Below are 25,398 nucleotides of genomic sequence, written 5' to 3' on the forward strand. Positions count from 1 at the left end.
ATGTATCTTGTTGGTGTTGGGTAGGTATTACTTGTTAAAATGTACGGGAATGGGGGTTTTCAGCGGAAGCACCAGCTTGAAGGGAATGAAAGCCCCGGCCGCAGCGTCTACCTTGGCATCCTTGGCGCCCAGTTCCATGATCTGGCGGACTTCCAGCTTTCTGTCTCCGTCCTTGAATGTGAACAGGGAATCCTTGTTCGCATCCATTTTGGCCTGAAGATCCTGAATAAGCTTCTGGCCGCCGTCAGAGCGTTTGGCGAGGCCGGTCAGACGGATGGCATTGACACTGTAAACGGCATTTTCCTCTCCGTCATTGGCAGAGTTTGCTGCCGTCTCCGTCCTGATGTTCTCCACTAGGGAGGTGTTTTTGTCGGAAAGGAAGGAATCCTTGATGACGGAGTAGCCAGTGATCTGGGTGGCGTCCTCCGGGTTGAAATGCGCCACAGGTTCAAAATCCGTGAACCAGTAGGGGTAATTCTTGTGTTCCGATTGTTCCAGAAGATGTTTGATAATGTCCGCATAACCGTACCGCTGGAGGGTCAGCTGCTGGTAGGAGGCGAGGGTGGCGTCCATCTTCTTCAATTCTTGTTCCTTGAGGCGCAGGGCGGATTGTTCGGACTTGATGGCGCTGACGGTGGGCGATACGCCGGAAAGGGTCTGCTTGGCCTTTTCCACGCCCATGTAACCCGTGACCGCATAGGCGGCCGCGCCGAGCATGGCGATGACGGCTCCGGTGATGATGGCGGGCATCTTCTTCTGGTTGGCCCGTTTTTTAGCCACTGCAGTGGGCTCCAGGTCAATGTTGAGGGAAGCGCGGTCTACAGCGTTGATGGCCGTTCCGATCATGCCGCCCAAGGTGAAGGCTTCACGTGAAATGGTGTTCACGTCCACACCGGAACCTACGCCCACGTTGTGCATGGGGTTGAAGAAGAAAATTGGTATGCCCAGCTTGTCTTCCAGGAATTCCTTGGTGTACGGAAGGGAGGAACCCCCGCCGCACAAATAGGCCTTCACTGGCGCACTCCCTTTCATCTGGGCGCGGTAGTGGTTGGTCGTGCGCTGGATTTCGGAAGCCAGCCTGGTCATGGCCGTGCGGATGATGGTGGCCAGATTGGCGGTGGCCGGGTCCAGCCCTTCCGTCTGTCCGTTGCTCATGGAAACGAGTCCGCTGGTGATCTTCAGACGTTCGGCTTCCACGAAGGGAAGATTGAATTCACGGGCGATGGCGGAAGTGACGAAAATGCCCCCTGCGGAAATACTGCGGGTGAAGAAACGTCCCTGTTCGCTGTAAATCAGGTCAGTGGACTTGGCGCCGATGTCAATAAGCATGACGGGCTCCTTTTCTTCCGGATAGCTGTCTACGTATGCGTTGTACAGAGAAGTCTGCGTGCAGTCCACTTTGCCGGTGGAAAGCCCGTGGGAGGTGATTTCATCATTCAGGGAATCCAGGTCTTCCGCCTTGATGGCGACCAGGACGGCCTCGCGTTCCAGCCCGTTGGCCGGCAGAAGGTGGTAGTCCCAGACGACTTCGTCCAGAGGGAAGGGAACATGCTGCTGGGCTTCAAACCTGATGAGCTGTTCAACGTCCGTGTCGTCCAGGGCGGGAAGTTTGACAAAGCGGATGAAGACGGACTGTCCGGATACGGAATAATTGGCAACGCCGCCTTTGACGCGGAGCTCCTGAACGAGGTCGGCGACGGCCTCCCCCACCTTTGTCAGGCGCATGCCTTCTGCGGACGGATCCAGTACGATGAGGCGCGTAGCGTAGCGGTCCAGGATGAGAGCGTTCTTATTCGTCTTGGAAAAGACGCCCATCGATACTCGCTGGGAACCTACGTTTAATGCGACGATTTGTCGTGAATTAGCCATGGGTGATTTCTGTTAAATAAAAAAGTGAAATGTGTACAGTCTTGGAGGAATCGGAGCGGAACGATTAAAGATCGTCGGTTTCCGGAGGCGTCGGTGTTCCGAAGCCGGAAGGTTCCGGAGCAGAGCCTCCCTGGTGAAGATTGGGCTTCATGATTTCCGGATAACGGTCATACCAGTACACGGAGAAGGGTGTTTCATCCTTGTTCAGCAGGGGATAATAAGTGGTTTCCACAATGCTGGGAGACTGGATGGTCCACCACTTTTCCATCTTGCCGCGTTCGGAGGAATAGGTGGCCACTACCTTGCCGTTGTATTCCACGACAACGCCTTCATACTTGACCCACTTGCCGCGGCCGCCTTCCGAGCCGGTGATGCGCTTGACGGAGGAGGGGGAAAGGTAGACGGAGGCGTAAGTGGATTCACCGACCGGAACGTTGACGTATTTGATTTCCTTGTACAGTTTCAGGTACTGGCGCGCGCGGTCCGGATTGACCACGGCAATATAGAATTTGAAAGTCAGGGAATCAATGTAGCCGGATTTGGGCATCGGAGAAGCTTCCACCTTGAAGGGCACTTCAAAATCCGCCCATCTTTTCGGCTTGGGCAGGGGCCGCGGATCGTCCTGCGTGGTCACGTTGGGGGACTGGCGCATGTACAGGGACAACTTGTCCAGCGTAACGCGCACCTGCGTTTTTGGATTGCTCGTGCTTTGTGCGGATGACGCAGGAACAAGAAGCACGGCAGCCAGCATAGCCGTGATGAAAGTAAGGATGGATTTCATAGCACAATTCGATTCCCTGATTAGTTACACCAAAAACCGGGTTGTGGCTAGCAAAAATCTCTTGTTTCTTTCATGAAAATGGCAGGAAAAATTTGCTTGCAGTATTTGGGGGCTGCAAGCATCCGGTCAAGAAAAAATCATGAGGCACGGCTGCGGGCTTGACCTGGGGAGGGCGTTTTCACATGCTCGGCCCATGGCGATTGATTCGGATCTGCTGAAAAAATTTTCGGAAGCCCACGGTATCTCAGGGCATGAGGATGAAGTGAGGGCGCTTGTGGCGCAGGAACTTTCCGGATATGGGAAATTTTCCGCAGACGGCTCCGGCTGCCTGTTCTGCACCAGCGGGGATTCCGGCCCCCGAGTCATGCTGGCGGCCCATATGGATGAAATAGGCTTTCTCGTCCAGAACATTACGGCTAGCGGTTTTTTGCAGTTGGTGGGCATCGGCGGCTGGTGGCCGCATACCCTGCTGAGCCAGCGCGTTCTGGTGAGAACCCGCTCCGGACGCAGCGTTCAGGGAGTGATCGGCTCCCGGCCTCCCCATTTTTTGCCGGAAGGCCAGCGCAACAGCGTCATGGCCATGGATGCCCTGTTTGTAGATGTGGGTGCTGAAAGCGCGGAGCAGGTGAGGAACGAATTCGGCATCCGCCTGGGAGATCCCGTGGTGCCGGACACAGCCTTTTCCCGCTTGGAAAATCAGTTCCGCGTCATGGGCAAGGCATTTGACAACCGTGCAGGTTTAGCCGTCATGGTGGAAGCTTTCAAGGCACTGTGCCGGAAAGGGCACCCCAATACGCTCATCGCCGCCGCGACGGTGCAGGAGGAAGTGGGAACCCGTGGCGCCAAAACGGCGGGCGCCGCCATGAAGCCGGATTGCGTGATTGTGCTGGAGGCTCCCCCCGCGGATGATACCCCGGGATTTGCTCCCGGCGACTCCCAGGGGGCTCTGGGCGATGGCGTGCAGATTAGGTTGTTTGACCCTACGGCGATCACCAATCCCCGGCTGGCCGCGCTGGCGGAGGAAGTGGCCGTAAAGGCATCCATTCCCTTCCAGCTCACCGTGCGCCGTTCCGGCGGTACGGATGCCGGAGCGCTTCATCTCTCCGGAAAGGGAGTGCCCTGCATCGTGCTTGGAATCCCCACCCGGTACATTCATTCCCATAACGGGGTGCTTGACCTGCGTGATTACTGCGCTGCGGCGGAGCTGGCGGTGGCCCTGGTGCGCGCCCTGGACCATGAAGCTGTGGAAAGCCTTACCCAATACCTGCCCGGAAAGGAACATTCATGAGTGCGTCTCCCTATATACACGATCTGAACCCCGTCATTTGGCAGATTACGGACTCCATCGCCCTGCGCTGGTATGGCGTTGCCTACCTGCTGGGATTTATTGCCGGGTACTTCCTGCTTTCCTGGCTCTCCCGCAGGAAGCTGTATCCTGTTCCTCAGGACAGGCTGGCCGATTTCGTGACTTATGTGGCGATCTTCGGCGTGCTCCTTGGAGGCCGGCTGGGTTATGTGCTTTTTTACCATCTACCCAATCACGGGTGGGCCCATTTACTGGAGGATCCCTTCATGGCCCTGCGCGTGTGGGAGGGCGGCATGGCCAGCCATGGCGGCATGATCGGTGTGGGGCTTTACACATTCTATTATGCCTGGAAGCATCGCGTCAAATGGGTGGCGCTTCTGGACGGCCTGGCGATTGTCGCCCCTGTCGGCCTGTTCTTCGGACGCATGGCCAACTTCATTAACGGGGAACTATACGGGCGCATTGTCCCTCCCGGCTCCTCCCACGGCATGATCTTTCCGGCGGAACTCGCACAGGACCCGGACTTGTTCGTGCGGGTGGCCTCCCGCATTTATGAGGAGCCCGGATTGCTGGACAAGATGCACCTTTCCGGCATCTCCGTGCCGGAGCAAATGAATGCCGCCTGGGTGGCGGACAGGGTCAGGGATACCCCTGCCGTCAAGGAAATCGTGGCCCAGGTGATGGAGGACCATGCGCGCTACCCTTCCCAGTTATATGAGGCCTTTGCGGAAGGCGTGGTACTCTTTGCCATCCTGTGGTTCATCCGGGTGAAATTCCCGCGTGCCTGGAACGGCGTGTTTTGCGGCGTATTCGCCATTGTCTATGCCATCGGCAGAATCGTCTGCGAGGAATTCCGGGAACCTGACTCCCCGTTCTCCATGGGAATGACGCGCGGCCAGTTCCTTTCCGTATTCCTTATTTTCGTGGGCCTTGCCTTTCTGGTGTATGCTTTCAAAACCCGGAAGACGGTGCAGGACTGCGTTTTCTATGATCCCGCGGAAAAATCTGCCGCGGACGAGGAGAAGAAATCCGCTTAAAATGGGTTCAGATCAATCTGGCCCGTCTTGGGAATGTAGCTTGAAGGGCCATCCTTGAAAATAGAGGAAACTCCGCTGGCGAAAAGCCGGAGGTTCCGCTTGTCAAAGGCAAAACGTTCAAATTCCTTGACGGAAAACAGGGTGATGGGGTCCGTATTATAGGCTTTGAACTCCATGATGCCGGCATCCGTGCGCGTGTCCACAAGACGCCCTTCAATACCCACGTCTCCGCTCATGCAGCTGCCCAGCAGCAGGGATGTTCCCGGCAGGGGGGAAACCAGGGAAACCAGGTCCGACATGATGTTGCCGCCCACGTCCGTAGCTTTCAGCTTCACCATGGCCACGTCCAGAATGATGCAGCCTTCCGTGGGGCGGGAAACCAGTTTCCAGTTGATTTTGCCGCCGGTCTGTCTGTTCTTTTCTTCCAGGACTTTGGCGATGTCCTTCTGGAGTTCCGTTCTGAACTGTTCCGCCAGCGCCGGGGCTTCCTTCGGGAACTGTGTCTTGATGTAATTGATATTGACGGGCGCTACATACACGTTCAATTTTGGGGTGCTCCAAATGGCCTGTTCCGTGGGATTGTACCATACCCCTTCAAAGCAGCTTTGCCTGGAATCCGGGTGCAGGGGATGGGTGATCAGGGGTGAGGAAGGCAGCTTCTGGGAATTGGAGCAGGAAAGCGCCAGTCCGGCGCCCAGCAGCAGAAAAAATCGTGAAACCGTTCCGGACATGCAGGGTGTGACGGAATTCGAAAGACTCCTGTTAGGGGGTATGACCCGATTCCTTCCGAACGCTCTTCTTTTCTTGCGGAAGGCCGCTGAATCCATGCAATGCGCCTGTCCCGATGCATGATTGACAAGCCGGAAAAGCGGAGCATGCTGTCGGTATGAGATACGAGCCGCTTCCCTCCTCCTTCTATTCCGGCAACCGTAAGGAACTGGCCTCCCGGCTGCCTGCCGGCAGCATGCTGATCCTGCACGCCAACGACGTATTCCCTACCAATGCCGACGGCACCTTCGCCCTGCATCAGAATGCCAACCTTTTTTATCTCACCGGCATCGACCAGGAGGAATCCGTTCTGATCATGACCATCCGGGAAGACGGGTGGGATGAAATCCTGCTGTTGAGGGAGACGAACGAACAAATCGCCATCTGGGAAGGCGCGCGGCTCTCCCAGCAACAGGCCCGTGAGCTGAGCGGCATTCAGGATGTGCGCTGGACGAAGGAATACGACTCCCTGCTGGACCGCCTGGTACCGTCCGCCACGATGGTCTTTGTGGAGGCCAACCAGCATCCCCGCTGCACCTGCCCGGTGGAAACGCGCAATGCCCGCATGACCAAGGAGCTGAAGGAAAAATTCCCGGACGTGGTTTTGAAAAATGTCTATGAAATCCTTTCCCTGATGCGCCAGATCAAAAAGCCGGAGGAAATTGAAGCGCTCAAAAAAGCCTGTGAAATCACCAATGAAGGGTTCCGTGCGCTGCTCGGCTTCATCAGGCCGGGGTTGGGGGAATGGCAGATAGAAGGCTTTCTCTCCAACGAATTCATCGGCAGGGGCGCCCGCAAATTCTCCTTTCTGCCCATCATCGCCTCCGGAAAAGATACCTGCGTGCTGCATTACATTCAGAACAGCAAGCGGTGCGAAGACGGCGCCCTGGTGCTCATGGACATAGGCACGGAATACGGCAACTACAACTCCGACATGACCCGTACCGTTCCCGTGAACGGGAAGTTCACGTCCCGCCAGCGCGCCGTGTATGAAAGCGTGCTGAACATGATGACCTACGCCAAAAGCATCCTGAGGCCCGGAATCCTCAAATCCGAATACGAACGCCTGGTGCGCGTCTTCGCCGCGGGGGAACTCGTCAAGCTCGGCCTCATTACTCCGGCCCAGGTGGCGGAAAACCCGGCTGATCCCCCCATCGTCCGCAAATATTACATGCACGGATGTTCCCACTTCCTGGGACTGGACGTGCACGACGTCGGCGAAAGCAACCCCGTTGTGCTGCCGGGCATGGTCTTCACCGTGGAGCCGGGCATCTACATCGCGGAGGAATCCATCGGCATCCGCCTGGAAAACGACATCCTGATCGGCGAGACGGAAAACACGGACCTGCTGGGGGACGTGCCTCTGCTGCCGGATGACATAGAACGGCTCATGGCCCGTTAAATTAACCGGGATGAGGTTCTGAACTTGACAATGAGGGCCGCGTGGGTTTTCATTTTCGTCCCATCATGTCGAAGAAACTCAAAATAGCACTTCCCAAAGGCAGTTTGCAGGACTCCACCGTGGAATTGTTCCGCAAGGCCGGCTACAACATCTATGTATCCAGCCGCGGCTACCGCCCGACTTCCGATGACGACGATCTGGAGCTCTTCCTGATCCGCGCCCAGGAAATCGGCCGCTACGTCAACGACGGTTTCATCGACTGCGGCATCACCGGACGCGACTGGATTTATGAAAACCGCGCGGACGTGGAAGTGCTGACGGACCTTCCCTATTCCAAGGCCACCTCCAGGCCCACCCGCTGGGTGCTCGTGGTCCCGGAGGATTCCCCCATCACCTGTGCGGAAGACTTGCAAGGCAAGCGCATCGCCACGGAAGGCGTGGGCATTACGGAACGCTGGCTTCAGGAAAAAGGCATCAAGGCCCATGTGGAATTCTCCTGGGGCGCCACGGAAGTGAAGGTGCCGGAACTCGTGGACGCCATCGTGGACATCACGGAAACGGGCAGCTCCATCAAAGCCAACAAGCTCCGCATCGTGGACACCCTGATGACCTCCTATCCCCAGTTCATCGCCAACAAGGAAACGATGGAGGACGAATGGAAGAGGCAGAAGCTGGAAGCCATGGTGCTCATGCTCAAGGGGGCTCTGGAAGCGCGCCGGAAGGTGGGCTTGAAAATGAACCTTCCCGCCGCCGCCCTGGACGGCTTGGTGGAGGCCCTGCCGTCCCTGAGGCGCCCCACCATCTCCCATCTGGCGGAAGAAGGATGGCTGGCCGTGGAAACGGTCATTGACGAATCCGCCGTACGGGATATCATTCCCCGGCTCAAGGCCCTGGGCGCGGAAGGCATCATTGAATACCCGCTCAACAAACTGGTTTATTAACCTTTTCTCACCACAGTAAAACAACAAACGAACCACAATCATGGGATCGCTCAAAAAACGCCGTAAAGCAAAAATCAACAAGCATAAGCGCAGCAAGCGCATGCGTCAGAACCGTCACAAGAAGCGTTTGCGTTACAAGTCCTAAGGTTTGTGCGCTTCGCTGCTCAAACTGGCAGTCAATCCGATTTCCGGAAAATCCCGGCGTCCTCCGTACCACGGAAGGACGCCGTTTTTCTTTTGGACGGCTTCATGGGAACAATTTGATTTTATTTTGCTAATTTAAGGCATATGTGTTGACATTTAGGATTTATTTGCACATAAATAGAATGTGTATCTAATAAGTAAAAAAATAACAACATCTGTCTTTGCCGGAGCCTTGTGTTTTTGTTGCTTGCTAGCGGTTGCTTTGGGGAGGGATATTCCGCCGTGTCCCCATGCTTTTGTTGTGGCCGCGCTGTACAGCAGATCAGGAGATCTGTGGGTGGCGACGGAGGGAGAGGGACTGTTGAAACTTTCTCATGATTCGGATCATTGGGAAAAACAAAAGGGAAAAGGTCTGCCGGGAACGGTCAATTTTCTTTCTTTGGTGGAAGACAGGCAGGGGCGTATTTGGGCCGGTACGGATAATCAAGGCGTGGCCGTTTGGAATGGAGAAAGCTGGATGCAGTATAACCAGGAGAATGCCCTGTTGGGTGAGCGTGTTCCGGCTTTGGCGGTGTCTCCCTTGAATGGTGATGTAGCCATAGCTACGTCCGGAGGATTGACCATTTATTCCGCTGAAACGGAAGAATGGAAGGACTTCACACGTGCCAACGGCTTGCCGGAGGATCAGATCGTATCATTGTCCTTCAATGAGCAGGGCGGGCTGTGGGCTGCTTTTTTGACAAACGGCATAGGGTATGCATCCCCTGCTTCCCGATATTCGGATTGGAAAATGGTACAGACAAAGTTTTATTGGGATAAGGAGCAGCGTCTTCGCCAACCTGTGGAAGCGCGTGGAAAAGGACTGCCTTCCAACTTTAGTAATGCCGTTTGCGCAGCAGGTGGATCTGTCTGGGTGGGAACGATTGCCGGCCTGGGCTATGGAAAGAGCCTGCATGACTGGAATTTTTTAAGAGGCCGTGACTATGAAAGAAAAAATGCTGGCCTCTGGCTGGACACAGGGGACAAGCGCAAAAACAGGAGAGCGGGTTCATTATCTGATTCCTCGTTGCTGTCGGAAGACTACGTTACTTGTTTCTATCCGGTTCCCGGAGGAATGTGGGTTGGATTCCGTGAATCGGGAGCCTGTTTTGTCCGGACACCGTCCCTGACGATTCGTGAAGTGGATTTAAAGAAAGAAGTAGAGGAAAAGGCCCCTGTTTATACAACCTGCTTCGTAGTGCTGCCGGGTGGAGAATTGTATGCGGGAACATACGGACATGGTTTGGTGAAGGCAGGGAAAACGGCCGTGAGACCTTCACCGGCATCTGGGCGGACAACCTCCGCGAATCATCCGCGTCCACCGCTTCTCCCGGCAATGCGGCAGATGGCAAGTCTGTCTGCCGGTCGCACGACTCTGTCTCCAGAAGAAAAATTCGATACCTGCTACTGGTATGAGGATTGGGCCACGCAGGGAGATTGGTGCGGGCGTTACGGACAGGGGTACGCCATGTTGTGTGCGGCTAATTCTCCTATAGGTGATATAGAGTATTCTTTTGATCCATCCTATGGATGCTTGCCAGTCCGGGGGCCGCATGCAAACGCAACATGGTTGAAAGGTGCTGTTACTTATATAAATGAACCAGGAATGCGTAGCATCCTGTATTGTCCGGAGAGTACTACAAGAACGCTGGCTTCATGGGGAGATGGTGGGGAAGATTATCCTTCCACTTTTGATGGTCCCGATTTGGGCGCTATTGTTACTGTTCCCGAAGGGAGACACCTTTTATCTCTTTATTTTTATGATCCAACTCCGCTTGCGGAGTACGATCTCCGCAATGGGATGCGGGATTATCTCATTGAAGTACGCAAAATGACTTCGGATTTCAACCTGGATATGGCTACAGGGAATGCGAAGTTGGAGAAAGGCCGGAAGCCTCTTCAGTATTTGATGGAGGCTTTGACTACAACCAGCAGTATGCCCGTCCAGGCCAGGGGCCGTGTTAAGTCCTTTTCAGGAGGTGGAGTTTACAAGAATTTTATTCTGGATGGAAAAGGATGTTATTACATCCGACTGGTTAGGAATTATTCCGTCAATACAACTATCAACGGTATTTTTCTTTCTTCTCTGGATGAAACAAAAAAAGCTTGGATACGTTATAATAGCGTTGGGAAAATGTCTATCCCATATGGTTTAAAGGCTCCTTGTCCTCCTTCTTTGAAAGAACAAGATTTGCAAAAGTTGCCTGAAACTCTATTAGCAAGCTGGGCGGCAAGCCAGGATGTGGCCAGGAAAAACCTTCTTGAAATTTGGGAGAGCCGGAGGCAAGGAATTTATATTTATCGCAATTTGTTGATTTCGGATGGTTTGGATCATGTTAAAAGGAACTGGCGCTGGCATTTGAAGATATGGAATGACAGGGATAAAAATTATTTTAAAAGGCAGATGGAGAACGCGTGGGAGAGTCTTCAGGATTGTTTCGTCTTCTATCGTTCAAATGAATGGTCCCATTACGCACCTGAGACTACTATCCCTTTTTCCATTGAAGAAGTGGAAAAAATGCAAAGAAATAACATTGATTGGAAGCAGTACCGTGCCGATTCTGCAGTTAAGCCGGAAGTGAGCGTTGAAGAAATGAAAAAATGGTTAAAAGAACATTAAAAATGACTTTGAGACAATTATTGTCGCTGATATGCTGTTTATTTTCTGCACAAGTTTTTGGTGCAGATGGAATATATGAATTTAAGGTAAAGATAGTTCCTGAAGAACTTGGTGAGTCTCAAATGACGCCGGATGGGGAAACCTTAATTGTGGGACGATGTGAAAATGATTCATCAACAGAAAATTTTTCATTGAAGGCGATAACACAATTCAAACCCAACAATTCCGGATATGAAGAAATGATCAGGCCTCCACAGAGAACGTATGAATGGAAATCTGGAGGAGATGTTGATATTCGGGATGAAAATAAGAAGATTGCAAAATTTGAGACAACTGAGAAAACATGGGGAAATGAATTTGAAGTTGAGGTTAAAGTTCAAACAATTATTGTGGGGGGGAAGAAAATACGTATTCCTGGGCAAGCCAAACAGAAAGCCATTGCTCCCAAGATAACATTGAAATCAGCCGTATTTAGTGAAACGGGAGGGGGAAGCGGCTTCAAAATATTGGATACATTCCGAGGGAAGCCAGTATCAACCCCTGAATTTATTAAAGATGATGAAAATGAGGAAAAAGAACAACCTCCAATAGGTTTTTATGCAGGTAGAAAAATCTCTTACATTCCTGAATTTGAAGTTTTGCCGCAAACCATAGAAACCTTGGTGGCGTGGTGTGAAGGGAACATATTGGAAACAGAAAAAAAAGAATTTTCCGTCAAAGGGGGGAAGGCTAGAGATACGGTAGAAGGGAAAAAAGTTCCTCCACAAAAATGCCACCATGGGCCTGAAGACCCATTTGACCGGAATATATGGAAATTTAAAATATATGATGTGGAATTATCACTGGAAGAAAAAATGGATATTTCCTATTATGTATTATTAAATGAAGGAAATAGTCAGGACAAACCGTGGAAAAATTTACTGAAAGCGGCATTTGACAAATGGGAAATTGGCGGCGCTGAAAACAATAACGAATTGATGGATAAATTGAGTGGGGGAATCTCTAAGAGTTCAACATATTATGATGGCTGGAATCCCAAGGAAAATAAACGGACTTCTCTTTATATAGATCAGCAGCAATCTCCCATGCCGTTGTCCATAAGCAAGATGGTGGATGCTTTTTGCAATAATAATGCAGAGATCATTTGTATAGAGGCCGCTGGATTGATGGAATATGCAGCCGGGGTATTGGGAAACGGAGGTGTTATCAGCAAAGGTGTAAATTGGAAGGAGACAGGCCAGGTTCGTAACCCTGTAACGGGTCAATTGGAAGACAAAACTTGGTGGGATGGACACGCTTATTGTATTTTTGAAAGTCATGTTCATGATCCTGTTCCGAGGGGAGGCGGTCCAACAAATATGAATGAAAATAACTATATTGATCAAAAACTAAAGGATGGAAAACGAAGTGATTTCACTGATCCAGATCTCCGAAGCTTTGAATTTAAATAGATGTAATAATAATGATGAATTCCATGTGTCCAGCTAGTCGTTTCGGCCTATGTGTGATAGCATTTCTATGTATATTCTGTCAGGGTGTATATGGGCAATCAACGTTAAAGCCAGAGCCTCCTTTTGCCTTGAAGGATTACTATCTGAACAAGATAGCCTGGAGAATTGAACCTGGCATGGAATGGAAGAAGGTTTCTCTGGATATTTCCCCTGAAGAAAGAAAAATCAGCCTTGGGAATTTATATGAGGAGATTGATATAGATGAAAAAAAATCTGTAGAAAAACCGCCGCATACGGGGAATATTTTCGGATTACGCTCCTCTCTTAACTATTATATCGTGGGGAACAAAGGAGATAAAATGTGGAGCGTCGTAGATTCATTCGGTGAAGTATATATGAAATTCACTATTTTTTATTCTCCTGACAGAATATACAGCCGACAGGTAACGATGGAGAATTTCATGGAAATGGCGAGTCGTATGCCGCATGTACACCATGGGCTGTTCATCTATCAGATACATGAAAACGGCTCAACGATGCTTGTCAGGAAGGATATGGTTCCCAGAAGTCTTTATTCTGTGGAGAGAGAGGGCTACTCGTTATGGATAGATCCTTTTTCCTCTCTAAAATTGACGAATGAGGAAGCTATTCAGTTGACAGGAGAAATATTGGATGCTCTGGCTGGAAAGAGGAAATTTGGATTTTTCCCGACTCGAGCGCGTCACCTTGAAGCGATAAGCAAACTCGGTCCCCGGAAAAGGTCCATCCGGATGAGTCTTTTGAAAAGAGAAGCCAAATCGAAAATGGCTCCCGGGATTTGTGATGGCATAAACGGGAGAGGTTCAAAATTGATCAGAAAATTAAATACGATGGAAATCATCCGTCAAGCCGGTGCAAAGGAAAAAAGAGAGATCTTCCCAAACATCAACAACGGCATAGGAACACTGGGCTGGATTCGGAAAAATATGGATGTTTCTTTTGAACCAAATGCCCGGAACGATGAGACGCATACTAACGGAATCAGTGGAAAGTTTACGATAAAACAGGAAGATCAGGAATGCATTGTACATTACATGATAGCCCATTTGGGATCTCGAGCAGAAGCTTTGTGCTCCCTTTTTGCGATGCAGTGTAATCAATACGGGCAGCGCGTTGATGTGGACCGGATCGCCGGCATGACCCGCGTGCATCCGGGACGGGTGGGGGATTATGATCTTTGTGTGAAGCCGATTTTGAATGAATTGGGAATGCCGGTAACCGATTCGGAGAATGCGTGGATTTGTTTTGTGCGTGGCAATACAGCAGTGATGTTGAAGAGTGAGAACATGAAAATATCCGTGTTGCCTTTGGCTGAAATCATCGATAAAGCGTTGAAAAAAAATATTGAATCATACGAAACACCGGAAGTAGTTCGGTAATATTTTTGTAAAGATTACTTATTCACCTAAAGGTTGTGCGCTTCGCTGCTCAAACTGGCAGTCAATCCGATTTCCGGAAAATCCCGGCGTCCTCCGTACCACGGAAGGACGCCGTTTTTCTTTTGGACGGCTTCATGGGAACAATTTGATTTTATTTTGCTAATTTAAGGCATATGTGTTGACATTTAGGATTTATTTGCACATAAATAGAATGTGTATCTAATAAGTAAAAAAATAACAACATCTGTCTTTGCCGGAGCCTTGTGTTTTTGTTGCTTGCTAGCGGTTGCTTTGGGGAGGGATATTCCGCCGTGTCCCCATGCTTTTGTTGTGGCCGCGCTGTACAGCAGATCAGGAGATCTGTGGGTGGCGACGGAGGGAGAGGGACTGTTGAAACTTTCTCATGATTCGGATCATTGGGAAAAACAAAAGGGAAAAGGTCTGCCGGGAACGGTCAATTTTCTTTCTTTGGTGGAAGACAGGCAGGGGCGTATTTGGGCCGGTACGGATAATCAAGGCGTGGCCGTTTGGAATGGAGAAAGCTGGATGCAGTATAACCAGGAGAATGCCCTGTTGGGTGAGCGTGTTCCGGCTTTGGCGGTGTCTCCCTTGAATGGTGATGTAGCCATAGCTACGTCCGGAGGATTGACCATTTATTCCGCTGAAACGGAAGAATGGAAGGACTTCACACGTGCCAACGGCTTGCCGGAGGATCAGATCGTATCATTGTCCTTCAATGAGCAGGGCGGGCTGTGGGCTGCTTTTTTGACAAACGGCATAGGGTATGCATCCCCTGCTTCCCGATATTCGGATTGGAAAATGGTACAGACAAAGTTTTATTGGGATAAGGAGCAGCGTCTTCGCCAACCTGTGGAAGCGCGTGGAAAAGGACTGCCTTCCAACTTTAGTAATGCCGTTTGCTCATCGGGTGGATCTGTCTGGGTTGGAACAATGTCGGGGCTGGGTTACGGACGGAGTTTGTCCGACTGGAAATTTTTGAGGGGCATGGATTATGAAAAGAAAAACGAAGGGCTGTGGTTGGATAAGGGTGCTCATTCCAAAAATCGGAAAGCGAATTCGTTGTCACATTCCCTGTTGCTGCCGGAGGATTATATCACTTGTTTTTATCCGGTTCCCGGTGGGATGTGGGCAGGTTTCCGGGAATCGGGAGTCTGTTTTATCCAGGAGCCGTCCCTGATGGTTCGTGAAGTGGACTTGAGAGAAAAAGTAGAGGGGGAAGGATTCATGTATGTTACATGCTTTGTAGGATTGCCGGAGGGCGATTTGTATGCGGGAACATACGGACATGGCCTGGTCAAGGTCGCGAAAGTGGCATTACGGCCATCATCCAGTCTGGCGGGAGAAATTTCCGCAGTCCATCCCCGACCGCCCGTTCTTCCTGTGATACAGCAGATAAAGGAATCGGGAAACAAGGCAGGGATATTGTCCGGAAAAGAAAAATTTGAAGCTTGCTACTGGTATGAAGATTGGGCGACCCAAGGGGACTGGTGCGAACGTTACGGCCGCAGTTACGCCATGTTATGTGCTATGAACAGTGCGATGGGCGATGTGGAGAATGACTTTGAGCAGGGATATGTCTGCATTCCTTGGAAAGGGCCGCATGTAAAACCTGGAGATACCCGGATGAAATATTCTGTTATCTGGTCGAATGAACCGAAAATGCGCAATATTCTCTATTGTCCGGAAAGTACTACCCGGACTCTGGCCCAATGGGATGATGACGGAGAGAATTATCCTCGTTATTTTGACGGGCCGGATTTGGGTGCATTTGTTGAAGTGCCTGAAGGCAGGCACCAGCTGTCACTCTATTTCCATGATCCAAGACCTATGGTTGAACGGGCCTATCGCGACAGCCTGAGGGATTACATCATTGAGATACGCAAATTCCCTGCGGATTTTCATGGAAATGCCGCCATGGGAAAATTGTCTCTGGAAGAAGCCCGTTTGCCGAAAGACTATCTGATGGAGGAGGTGAGAAAAATAACCGGATTCCCTGCTTTGGCACGGAGCCGGGTAAAATCCTTTGCGGGTGGAGGCGTTTACAAGAACTTTATTCTGAATGGGAAAGGATATTATTACATTAGAATTGTCAGAAATTATTCAACGTCGGTTACCTTGAATGGAATTTTTCTGTCTTCATTGGATGAAACGAAGGCGGCGTTGGAATGCCATCGCAATACAAGAAGCACATCTTTCTGGTATGGGAGTAAAACACCCGCTCCGCCTGCGTGGGATAGGAAGGAATTAAAAAGTCTTCCCCGGGATGTGCTGGCAAGTTGGGGAGACAGCCAGAATATGGAGGAGCAGGAGGAACCGGATATCTTCAGTAGCCGGCGCCGGGGAATTTATGCGTACCGTCATTTATTGTCATTGCCCGGACTGGAAAATCTCAAATCCAATTGGCGATGGAGATTGAAAATATGGAATTCCGGGGATAAAAACCTATTCCTTAAACAGATGGATGATGCCTGGAAAAGCCTGCAGGATATGTATCCCATCTATCGTTCGGGGGAATGGGCGCAATATGCCCCTGAAAAAACAATTCCTTTTTCCGTGGCGGAAGTGAAAAAGATGCACGCGAAGAAAATTGACTGGAAACAATATCTTCCGGATTCCCCTGTTAAACCGGAACGAACCGTGGAAGAAATGAAGAAGTGGTTGAAGGAAAATGGAGATGAACGTAATTAAATTATTATTTTCAGGTTGTTGCTTTCTGTTGCCATGTGCCTGGGGGCAGGGAATCAGGCCTTGGTCCTATTCGGTTGAAATCGTTGCAAAAGAAGGAACCAAGTTGGGGGGAGACAGTGGCGAAATCATTATTTTTGACCGGTCATCAGATAAGGCTCAGGCACAGGTAACTGTCACGGCAAAGCCCAAATTCCAGGCTGATCCGAAAGGAGAGTATGTTGAATGTACGGCAGAGCGGAAATATTTATGGGAATCCGGAGGAGGAATCAGCATCAAGGATAAACATGCGCAGGAAACCGTATGTACGACGACAGAAGAATCTTGGGGGAAAGAGTTTGAAATCAACGTGAAGGTCCGATCCGACATTATTAATGAGAAGACTGAAAGAGCGAATGCTCAAGCAGCCAAAAAGGCTGTTGCACCCCTTATTAAAATAAAATCCGCTACCTTCAGTGAATCGGGTGGAGGAAACGGTTTTATCATTGTAGACAAATTTCAGGGCAATCCCGTCCCGACTCCGGAATTTGTCAGAGACGGCGAAAAAACGGGTGATGGCAAGTCCCCCATTGGCTTCTATGCAGGTCAGAAACCTGTTTATAAGGTAGAATTTGAAGTAAAGCCTACCTCCCTGGAGAATATTACCGCCAAATGTGAGGGAGGAATTTTTTCAACGAATGAAGAACTATTTGAAGTGGATGAGGAAGGAAAAGCGAAAGGAAAAATAGAGGGAACTCAGATTATCGAAAAAAAATGTCAGAGCGGCCCCAAAGATAAAGAAGAGGTGAAATGGTCTTTTTCCATTTACGGGATTCCTCTGGCATGTAAGAATGAAATGAAAGTGGATAAGTACTATGTCCTTCTGGACAAGGGCAATGGGGATAGGCCATGGAAAAATTTATTAAGTGTAGCTTTTGACAAATGGGGAATAGATGGTGCTGAAAACAGCGATGAGTTCATCAATAAACTTAGTTGGGGCATTTCTCATGGAGAAAAATATTATGAGAATATCAATCCGCAGGAGGGGAAGACGGATTCCTTGTACATCAAGGGGAAAAAACGTCCTTTAGTAATATCTATTGAGGCGATGGTTGACGCGTGCAAGACAGGAAAAGCCCAGATTATTTGTACGGAAGCAGCAGCGTTGTTGCAATATACCGCCACAGTGCTTGGACAGGGAAAAGTGAGCAGCAGAGAAGTATTTTGGAAAGAACAGGACCCCAAGACGAAGGAAGAATGGTCAGACGGCCATGCTTATTGCCTTTATAAAGGAATGGTTCATAATCCAGTTCCTTATGATTCCGGTCCAAGGAACAAGGGGGAGAAAGATTTTATTGATCAGGAAATTAAAAATACGAATCGGAGTGAATTCACTATTCCCCGTGACTTATTATTTAATTTTCAGAAATAATAGAAAGACAAAGAAATGAACTGGAAATTTAAATTTATTCTAAGTACTTCTTTTTTAATGGTTCTTGCGCTGGGGTACCCTTGCTTTGGAGAGGAAGCAATGCACGGAGCGCCTTGTCCTTCCGGGATAGAAGATTTTTATTCCCGGATCATTGCATGGGAAATCAAACCGGGAATGGTGTGGGAAAAGGTAAAATTAAATACTGGAGCAACAGGGAGGGAGAATACATTAGGTGATTTATATGAAGAGATAAAATTGGATGGGAAAGCTCCTTTGGAAAAAGCTCCTTTGGTGAATAATATTTTTGGGCTGCGTGTTTTAAAATATTATGTTATTGGAGAAAAAGGAGATAAAAGGTGGAGTGTTGTAGATTCTTTTGGGAAAAAATGTTTTGAATTTGAGATTTATTATTCTTCGAATCGAACTTACAGCCGGCAGATGGCTATGGAAAAGTTTATGGAGGAAATTAGGCGCATGCCACATGAGCATGGTGGAAAATTTATGTATCAAGCAGACAAAAACGGTACTAAAATGCTGATTAGGAAGGAAAAGCGTCTGATTCGCCCATATATGGTTGAGAAAAAAGGTTTTTCACTCAGGCTATCACTTTGGTATGATATGAAAGATGCGGAAGTTTTACCTGTTTCCAAAATAATTCTTGATGCACTAGCAGGAGGCAGAAAATTAGGGTATTTCCCTGAGAGGGCTAAACGCTTTGAAAAATGGAGTAAGCTATCCCTTCCGGAAAGGGAGCAACTTATGCATCAGTTGGAAAATACCAGAGGAAGCATGTCGGCAACTGCTCGCGATGGCCTTTATGAGTATGGTGAAAAGATGATTAAAGCTTTGAATATGGAGGCTGTGTTTGACAAGGCTGATCGTTTGGGTGAAAAAATCGTTCCCAATATCAATAGGGGAGTAGGTACTGTTAAGTGGATTAAGAAGCATATGGATATTCCTTTTACCCCGGAACAGGGAAATGATGAGAAACATGTAGATGGGATAACGGGAACTTTTTTTGTCAAGAAAGAGGAAAGAGAATATCCTGTGGAATACATGATTGCCCATTTGCCTTCCCGGGAGCTTGCGATGAGCGCTCTTTTTTCGATGCAGGCCCGGAAAGAGGTGGACGCGCAAACGAAGGAGGAAGATATCAAAAGAGTGGCGGAAATGACCCACCTTCACCCGGGCCTGGTTGGAGATTATGACTTGTGTCTGAAGCCTGTGCTGAATGGGCTGGGAGTCCCGATTCCCAATTCGGAACAGGCCTGGATTTGTTTCGTGCGGGGCAATACGGCCGTAATGCTGAAAAGCCTGGATATGAAGGTATCTGTGCTGTCTTTGGCCAGAGCCATTGATGAAGCGCTGAAAAACGCCATCAAATTATATGAGACGCCGGAAGAGATCAGGTGAAGCAGTTTGATATGATGCCTCAACAACAGTCATAGAGAGGATGAAATAGAAGATGCTCCGGTCGGTATTATTATTTCTGATTTTTTCATGTGGAATGGAGGCTGGAGATCTGCCTCAGCAACGTCTGGCATGGCAGATGGAGGGAGGGGATGTGCGGAATATTGCCGGGCTGTGCCGGCAATATGTTCAAAAGAAATTGGAGACGAATAAACCGTTTTCCGTGGGATCCGTGTTGGAGGGCAAAGAGATTGTCCAGGCTTGCTACATGGCCCATTTCTTTGGCTTGGTGGGGAAGGATAGAACCTATATTCTTCATGAACTAAAAGACAAGGAATTCGTTCAATGGCTGCTGGCCCATTCGGAAGTGTTTGAAAAACTCGTTTTTGCCCACGCTTCCGGCAAGGATACCTTAGCCGTTTTACGCGATATTTGGATAAAGGAAGGGAAGGAGCTTTCCGGAGTGGGGCTTCACATGGCGCTGGGAGCGGCGCTGGTTTCTGCATTCCGGGATCAGGATGCCTGTCTAGCCAGGTATGATTTCTACAAAAAGTCTTTTGCCGAAAAAAAATTGTTTCCTCAATTCATCACGCTGGAACCTTGGGAATTCGCCATTTTGTTTCGAGGGAGCGAGCAGCTGGATGATCTGGCCTGGGCGCAGGATTATTCATTCCGGAAGAAAGCGTTCAAAGCCCAAAATGCCGGATTTGTGGGATGTTCCTTTATTCCCTACCGGATGAAGAACAAGCAGGGAGTCAGCGTCCATGCCGGCGGGGCATTTTACGACAACAAACCTGTTTCCCTGCAAATTTACGTGGAGTACGGCGGCGTTTGCGGCGCCGTTTCCAAGGGGGCGGCCGGTTTTGTGAGAGCCAAAGGCATTCCTTCCTATACGATTGGCCAGCCGGGACATTGTGCTTTCGTCTGGAAAGGGACGGACGGGGAATGGAAAATTGGGAACAATATTTATGGATGGGTCTGGTCGGAGGGCGGTTCCGGCGTTCCCTGGAAAGGGTCCCCTTCCGTTGTTACGGCGTTGACCCGTTTTTGGAAAGGGGAGGGTGCTTCCGAGTCCAATTTGTGCTATTATTTGTCCCTGCTGGCTTCCGATCCCGTGAAGGTGGATGCCCTGCTAAAGGAGGCATTGAAGAGAAACTCCGCCAATTATCCTGCCTGGCAAGTGCTGGTGAAAAGGAATACCCGGAAGATGGGAGAGAAAGACAAGCTGGCGCTGATGCAGCAGTTCAAGGAGGCTTTTCCTGGAAATCCCGGCCTGTGGGAGCATTTCATGAAGCGGGAGCTGGGGCTGGACTGGAAAAAGGCGGACGGGTATTCCATCTATCCTCTTCTGCTGGATAAGAAGGAATCCGGAGCTTCCGCGGACGTGTACATGCGCAATTTTTGCACGCTGGCCCGGCGGGATATTCCGGATATGGCCGGAAAGCTGCCGTATGAGGTAAAAACAAAAAATGCCTTTTTCAAGAATTGGCTGAAGTATTATCAACAGGACAAGGCGGCCCGGAAAGTGCGGGTGCAGACTTGCACCGTGCTGGAGAGGGCTATTTCTGCGTTGCTGAGCCATGAAAAGACTGCGGCGAAGTTTCTGGGTTTCTACAGCCAGGTTCTTGACTTGTGGAATGACCGGCAATTATCGGCTCGTGCGGATGGCTGCCTGAGTGCATGGCTGAACCAGACGGATAATCCGATCCTCCGGGCAAAGATGGCGGAGGTGGGGCTGAAAATTGCCGCCCAGCTTCAGGATAAGAAAATTCTAATGCGTTATGCAGAAGCGCATGCAGGGAATCACTAGCAACCAGGTACCGGCGACTGGATAGGGATTGAAATCCCTTCCGGTGCAAGAGGGAAAAGAGTTCCCAGGTTCGGAAACAGAGGATTTCTGCTCAGAAGCGCAGTTGCAAAGGGAGTAATCAAATTCTCCTCTCGTGCTTTTTCATGGCTTCTCTTTACTGGGAATGTGAGTTTGATTGTTTCCTCTCTCCTGGAAGAATCGGGCTTTGCTTTCTTTCCATCAGTTTTCCCGGTTTTCTGCTTCTTTCGTGGCTGATTCGTTTCTGGAGCATGGGAGGGAGGGCTCTGTTTCCCATCCGCAATTTATTCATGAATGGTGGATTCCTCCGCGGAAGCGGAACAAGATATGCTTAATGCCGGCCGTCGCGTTGCGCTTCTTCTCCTTCCCGGAACCGTTTCAGAGGAATGGTGATGGTGAAGGCGGTTTCCCGATGGGGGACGCTGGTGACGGTGATGGTGCCGTCATGGGCTTCCACGGCCCGTTTGACGATGGAGAGGCCCAGTCCCGTTCCCTTGATTTCCGAGGAATGGTGGGTTTCCACCCGGTAGAATCTGTTGAAGAGGAAGGGAAGGCTTTCCGCGGGAATGCCCACGCCCGTGTCCGTCACGGTGATCACGCAGGCTTCCGGCGTTTTGGCGGCTGCCACAGTGACGGAAAGGCCCGGCTTCGTGTTCTGCTTGAGGGCGTTTTCCACCAGGTTGAACAGGACTTGCGTCCAGTAGAAGGGGTCCCCGTAGAGTTCCCAGTCCGGCGGAATGTCCATGTGCAGGGCGGCCTGCTTTTTCTCCCGGATGGAGTCCAGGCGGGAGAAGACGTCGTCCACGCAGGAGGTGATATGGAACCACTGCTCTTTCAGGATGGCCTTGTGGCCTGATTCCAGCTTGGAGATCATGAGCATGTCTTCAATGATGTTCATGAGCCGCTGGCTGTTCTGGTGCATGATGCCGATGAATTTGCGGGCCAGGGCCGGGCTTTCCTCCACCAAGTCGTCCTCCATCAGATTTTCCAGGTATCCCACGATGATGGTGAGCGGCGTGCGCAGTTCGTGGGAGGCGTTGGCCACGAAGTCCCGGCGCATCTGGTTGGTGAGGTAGTTCTGCGTGACGTTGCGCAGCAGGATGCGCTTTTCCCTGATGGGGGAGTCCGTGACGGCGCTGTCCAGATGCCAGGCGGTGATGCCGTTCTGCACTCCGCCTGGGGAGTTGACGGCGCTGAGGGTGAATTCCTTGGCGACGGGGCCGTCCGTGTCAAAGGCTTCCTGCACGTGGCCCAGAAGTTCCTGGTTGCACACCAGGGAGCCGACTTTGCGGCCTTCCAGGCGTTCTTCCTGGAAAAGTTCGCGCGCCAGCGTATTGGCCAGCACGATGTGTCCGGAAGGGCCGATGAGCAGGAAGGCCTCCCCCAGCGCTTCCAGAAAGCGCCGTTTGTCCGCAATGGCCTGTTCCTGGGCCTCCTCCCCGCGCTTCAGCAGGCGCTGGGCGTCCCTCAGGGCTTTTTTCCTGGCTTTCATGGCTGACCGGCATGTTTGCGCCAAGTGCCAGTTCAGGTACAGGGAGGCCAGCAGCAGGAGGATGAGGATGTAGTCAACGGCCGACATGGCGTGAAGACGTTAGGCAGGCTCCTGCGGAGGGCGGCGTCCGGGCAGGAGGAAGCGGTAGCCGATGCTGCGGACGGTTTCAATGCAGTCCGCATAGGGGGCCAGCTTCTGGCGCAACCGCTTCATGTGCGTGTCCAGCGTGCGGCTCTGGGCCTGGTGGCTGTACCCCCACACGCAGCTGAGCAGATCATTGCGGTTCAGGATCTGCCCCTCGCGCTCAATCATGTAGATCATGAGCTTGAATTCCGTGGCCGTCAGGTCCACTTCTTCCTTGTCGATGTAGAATTTCAGGGCGTTTTTGTCAAAAGTGAAGGGGCCGTATTCCGCGATGACGCTGCCCGGCGTGTGTTCGCACCGCTTCAGCACGCTGGCCACGCGCAGCACGAGTTCCTTGGGGCTGAACGGTTTGGTTACATAGTCGTCCGCGCCCAGTTCCAGCCCCTGAATGCGGTCTTCCGCCTGTGCCTTGGCAGTCAGGAAGATGACGGGAATGCCCTGGGTGCGGCTGTCGCGGCGCAGTTCCCGGAGCACGCCGTGCCCGTCCATGCCCGGCATCATCTGGTCCAGCAGGATGAGGTCCGGCTTGTCCCTGCGGGCCACTTCCAGAGCGGTCAGGCCGTCGTAGGCCGCCACCGGGGCATGTCCGGCACGTTCCAAGTTGTAGGCGACGAGGTCCGAAATGGCGTGATCGTCTTCAGCGATAAGGATGGTTGCCATGGCTGTTTTTTTAGGATGAAGGCGCTGCCGTGTCTTGAGAATAGGTGTGACGATTTGTTCACATTTCCCTGCCGCGGACGGGAATCGGAGCGGGGCGCCCGCTCCTTCCGTGAACGGATTGTAACGGAAGCGCTTCCGTTTTGCAAGACTGGCCTAGATTCAACTTCTCTTCCCGCCGTCATGTGGTACACTTGCCCCGCACCACAGTATATTGCCATGCGAAGCGATAAAGTTAAAGCAGGTTTCGAGCGTGCGCCGCACCGCAGTCTGATGCGCGCCACGGGGATGACGGATGAGGATTTGAGCCGCCCGTTCATCGCCATTTGCAATTCCTTCAATGAAGTGATTCCCGGCCATGTTCACCTGAATAAGGTAGCCGCGCTGATCAAGGAAGAAGTGCGCAAGGCGGGGGGCACCCCCGTGGAATTCAATCTGCCCGGCGTCTGTGACGGTATTGCCATGGGGCACGGCGGCATGAAGTTTTCCCTGGCCAGCCGCGAATTGATTGCGGACAGCGTGGAGACGATGCTCAGCGCTCATGCGTTTGACGCCATGATCTGCATTCCGAATTGTGACAAAATCGTTCCCGGCATGATCATGGGCGCCCTGCGCTGCAATATCCCCACCATTTTCTGCAGCGGCGGCCCGATGGCCGCAGGCATGGCGGAAGACGGCACCGTGCTGGACCTGAACAGCGTATTCGAAGCCGTGGCCCGCTTCAAGGCAGGCAAGATCAATGAGGCGGAACTCCATTCCCTGGAATGCCGCGCATGTCCGGGCGCAGGTTCCTGTTCCGGCATGTTCACGGCCAATTCCATGAATTGCCTGAGCGAAGTGATCGGGCTGGCTCTCCCCGGCAACGGCTCCCTGCTGGCGACGTCCGAGGAGCGCAAGGAGTTCTGGAAGCAGACCGCGCGCCGCGCCGTGGAAATGGCGAAGGCGGACGGCCCCCTGCCGAGGGACATCGTGACCCGTGACGCCATTGACAACGCCTTTGCGATCGACATGGCCATGGGCGGCAGTTCCAACACCGTGCTTCACACGCTGGCCATCGCCCGGGAAGCGGGCGTGGAGTATGACCTCCAGCGCATCAACGACATTTCCCGCCGCACCCCGAACATCTGCAAGGTGGCGCCTTCCTCCCGCTTCCATATGCAGGACGTGCTGCGCGCCGGCGGCGTGAGCGCCATCATCCATGAGATCGCCAGGATTCCCGGCTCCCTCCATCTGGATGCCATGACTGTCAGCGGCAAGACGCTGGGAGAAACCGTGGAAGGATGCGGAATCACGGATGAAACCGTGATTCATCCGCTGGAAAACGCCTATTCCAAAGACGGCGGCCTGGCCATTCTGTTCGGCAATCTGGCGGAGGAAGGCGCGGTTGTGAAGAAAGCCGGGGTGCACCCGGACATGATGAGTTTCCGCGGACCTGCCGTGATTTTCGAGTCCCAGGAAGATGCCTGTGAAGGCATCCTTGCCGGGAAGGTGAAGTCCGGCGACGTGGTCGTCATCCGCAATGAAGGCCCCAAGGGCGGTCCCGGCATGCAGGAAATGCTGGCGCCCACCTCCTACATCATGGGACAGGGCCTGGGCGCGGAAGTGGCGCTCATCACGGACGGCCGTTTTTCCGGAGCCACGCACGGCGCCTGCATCGGCCATATTTCCCCGGAAGCTGCGGAAGGAGGCCTTATCGGCCTGTTGAAGGATGGGGATATCATTGAGTATTCCATTTCGGACCGTATGCTGAATGCCTGTCTGGCGGAAGATGAGATTGCACGCCGCCGTGCGGAGTGGAAGCCTACGTACAACAAGGTTTCCTCCTCCTGGCTCAGCCGTTACCGCAAGCTGGCCACCAATGCCAGCCGCGGCGCCGTTCTCCAGAGCGGTGAATAAATGCCATCCGTTTTATTTCCGGCCGCTTTCCTCGTCGGGGGGAAAGCGGTTTTTTATTTCCGCCCGGCTTTGTATTTG

18 protein-coding genes are annotated in these 25,398 nt (G+C 51.6%); 13 read left to right on the top strand and 5 right to left on the bottom strand.

Annotated elements, in window-relative coordinates:
* Positions 1–27: 27 nt before the first annotated feature.
* Complete coding sequence (locus V3C19_RS01485) at positions 28–1,869, bottom strand: Amuc_1101 family PilM-like pilus complex protein (RefSeq protein ID WP_295933326.1); 1,842 nt, start codon at positions 1,867–1,869, stop codon at positions 28–30.
* Between the two features lie 64 nt (positions 1,870–1,933).
* Positions 1,934–2,650, bottom strand: a complete 717-nt coding sequence (locus V3C19_RS01490) for an Amuc_1102 family pilus-like protein (RefSeq protein WP_295875213.1) — start codon at positions 2,648–2,650, stop codon at positions 1,934–1,936.
* Between the two features lie 193 nt (positions 2,651–2,843).
* Here V3C19_RS01490 and V3C19_RS01495 point away from each other — a divergent pair, with 193 nt between their 5' ends.
* Complete coding sequence (locus tag V3C19_RS01495) at positions 2,844–3,938, top strand: M42 family metallopeptidase (RefSeq protein ID WP_130083619.1); 1,095 nt, start codon at positions 2,844–2,846, stop codon at positions 3,936–3,938.
* Positions 3,935–4,993 carry a prolipoprotein diacylglyceryl transferase gene (gene lgt / locus V3C19_RS01500; protein ID WP_295933329.1) on the top strand — a complete coding sequence of 353 codons (1,059 nt, stop codon included), beginning with the start codon at positions 3,935–3,937 and terminating at the stop codon, positions 4,991–4,993. The genes V3C19_RS01495 and lgt overlap by 4 nt, the downstream gene beginning before the upstream one ends.
* On the opposite strand, the gene V3C19_RS01505 is transcribed toward lgt, so the two are convergent.
* Positions 4,990–5,724: a hypothetical protein gene (locus V3C19_RS01505; protein ID WP_130083617.1), complete on the bottom strand. Its 735-nt coding sequence runs from the start codon at positions 5,722–5,724 to the stop codon at positions 4,990–4,992. The two genes, lgt and V3C19_RS01505, sit on opposite strands and share 4 nt — an antisense overlap.
* 155 nt (positions 5,725–5,879) lie before the next feature.
* On the opposite strand from V3C19_RS01505, the gene V3C19_RS01510 reads away from it, so the two are divergent.
* The 10 genes from V3C19_RS01510 to V3C19_RS01550 all read left to right on the top strand — a co-directional run bounded on the left by V3C19_RS01510 (position 5,880) and on the right by V3C19_RS01550 (position 21,113).
* Entirely contained in the window at positions 5,880–7,163 is a 1,284-nt protein-coding gene (locus tag V3C19_RS01510) for an aminopeptidase P N-terminal domain-containing protein (protein ID WP_154301896.1), read from the top strand.
* A 65-nt stretch (positions 7,164–7,228) separates the two neighbouring features.
* Positions 7,229–8,104, top strand: a complete 876-nt coding sequence (gene hisG / locus V3C19_RS01515; RefSeq protein WP_154301898.1) for an ATP phosphoribosyltransferase — start codon at positions 7,229–7,231, stop codon at positions 8,102–8,104.
* 40 nt (positions 8,105–8,144) lie between these two features.
* Positions 8,145–8,249: a hypothetical protein gene (locus V3C19_RS12810; RefSeq protein WP_012420149.1), complete on the top strand. Its 105-nt coding sequence runs from the start codon at positions 8,145–8,147 to the stop codon at positions 8,247–8,249.
* A gap of 300 nt (positions 8,250–8,549) precedes the next feature.
* Entirely contained in the window at positions 8,550–10,907 is a 2,358-nt protein-coding gene (locus V3C19_RS01520) for a two-component regulator propeller domain-containing protein (protein WP_302388905.1), read from the top strand.
* Positions 10,889–12,358 (top strand): hypothetical protein, encoded by a 1,470-nt coding sequence (locus V3C19_RS01525; protein ID WP_330937127.1) that lies wholly within the window; start codon positions 10,889–10,891, stop codon positions 12,356–12,358. The genes V3C19_RS01520 and V3C19_RS01525 overlap by 19 nt, the downstream gene beginning before the upstream one ends.
* Positions 12,359–12,486: 128 nt before the next feature.
* Positions 12,487–13,776, top strand: coding sequence for a hypothetical protein (locus tag V3C19_RS01530; RefSeq protein WP_302388908.1), 1,290 nt, complete (start codon positions 12,487–12,489; stop codon positions 13,774–13,776).
* Positions 13,777–13,989: 213 nt separating this feature from the next.
* A complete protein-coding gene (locus V3C19_RS01535) occupies positions 13,990–16,485 on the top strand; it encodes a two-component regulator propeller domain-containing protein (RefSeq protein WP_330937128.1) in 2,496 nt (831 codons plus the stop codon).
* Positions 16,472–17,893, top strand: coding sequence for a hypothetical protein (locus tag V3C19_RS01540; protein WP_295934083.1), 1,422 nt, complete (start codon positions 16,472–16,474; stop codon positions 17,891–17,893). Before V3C19_RS01535 ends, V3C19_RS01540 begins: the two co-directional genes overlap by 14 nt.
* Positions 17,894–17,908: 15 nt before the next feature.
* A complete protein-coding gene (locus V3C19_RS01545) occupies positions 17,909–19,306 on the top strand; it encodes a hypothetical protein (RefSeq protein WP_295934085.1) in 1,398 nt (465 codons plus the stop codon).
* A 265-nt stretch (positions 19,307–19,571) separates the two neighbouring features.
* Complete coding sequence (locus V3C19_RS01550; RefSeq protein ID WP_295934088.1) at positions 19,572–21,113, top strand: hypothetical protein; 1,542 nt, start codon at positions 19,572–19,574, stop codon at positions 21,111–21,113.
* 349 nt (positions 21,114–21,462) lie between these two features.
* On the opposite strand, the gene V3C19_RS01555 is transcribed toward V3C19_RS01550, so the two are convergent.
* Both V3C19_RS01555 and V3C19_RS01560 read right to left on the bottom strand, forming a co-directional pair.
* Positions 21,463–22,710: an ATP-binding protein gene (locus V3C19_RS01555; protein WP_295934089.1), complete on the bottom strand. Its 1,248-nt coding sequence runs from the start codon at positions 22,708–22,710 to the stop codon at positions 21,463–21,465.
* Between the two features lie 12 nt (positions 22,711–22,722).
* On the bottom strand, positions 22,723–23,427 hold the full coding sequence (locus V3C19_RS01560) for a response regulator transcription factor (protein ID WP_295934092.1): 705 nt from the start codon (positions 23,425–23,427) through the stop codon (positions 22,723–22,725).
* Positions 23,428–23,643: 216 nt separating this feature from the next.
* Between V3C19_RS01560 and ilvD the strand changes: the two genes are divergently transcribed.
* Positions 23,644–25,320 (top strand): dihydroxy-acid dehydratase, encoded by a 1,677-nt coding sequence (ilvD, locus tag V3C19_RS01565; RefSeq protein WP_295934095.1) that lies wholly within the window; start codon positions 23,644–23,646, stop codon positions 25,318–25,320.
* Positions 25,321–25,398 lie beyond the last annotated feature (78 nt).

The sequence above is a fragment of the Akkermansia sp. AE01SA01 genome (genome assembly GCF_036417395.1).
Lineage (GTDB): Bacteria > Verrucomicrobiota > Verrucomicrobiia > Verrucomicrobiales > Akkermansiaceae > Akkermansia.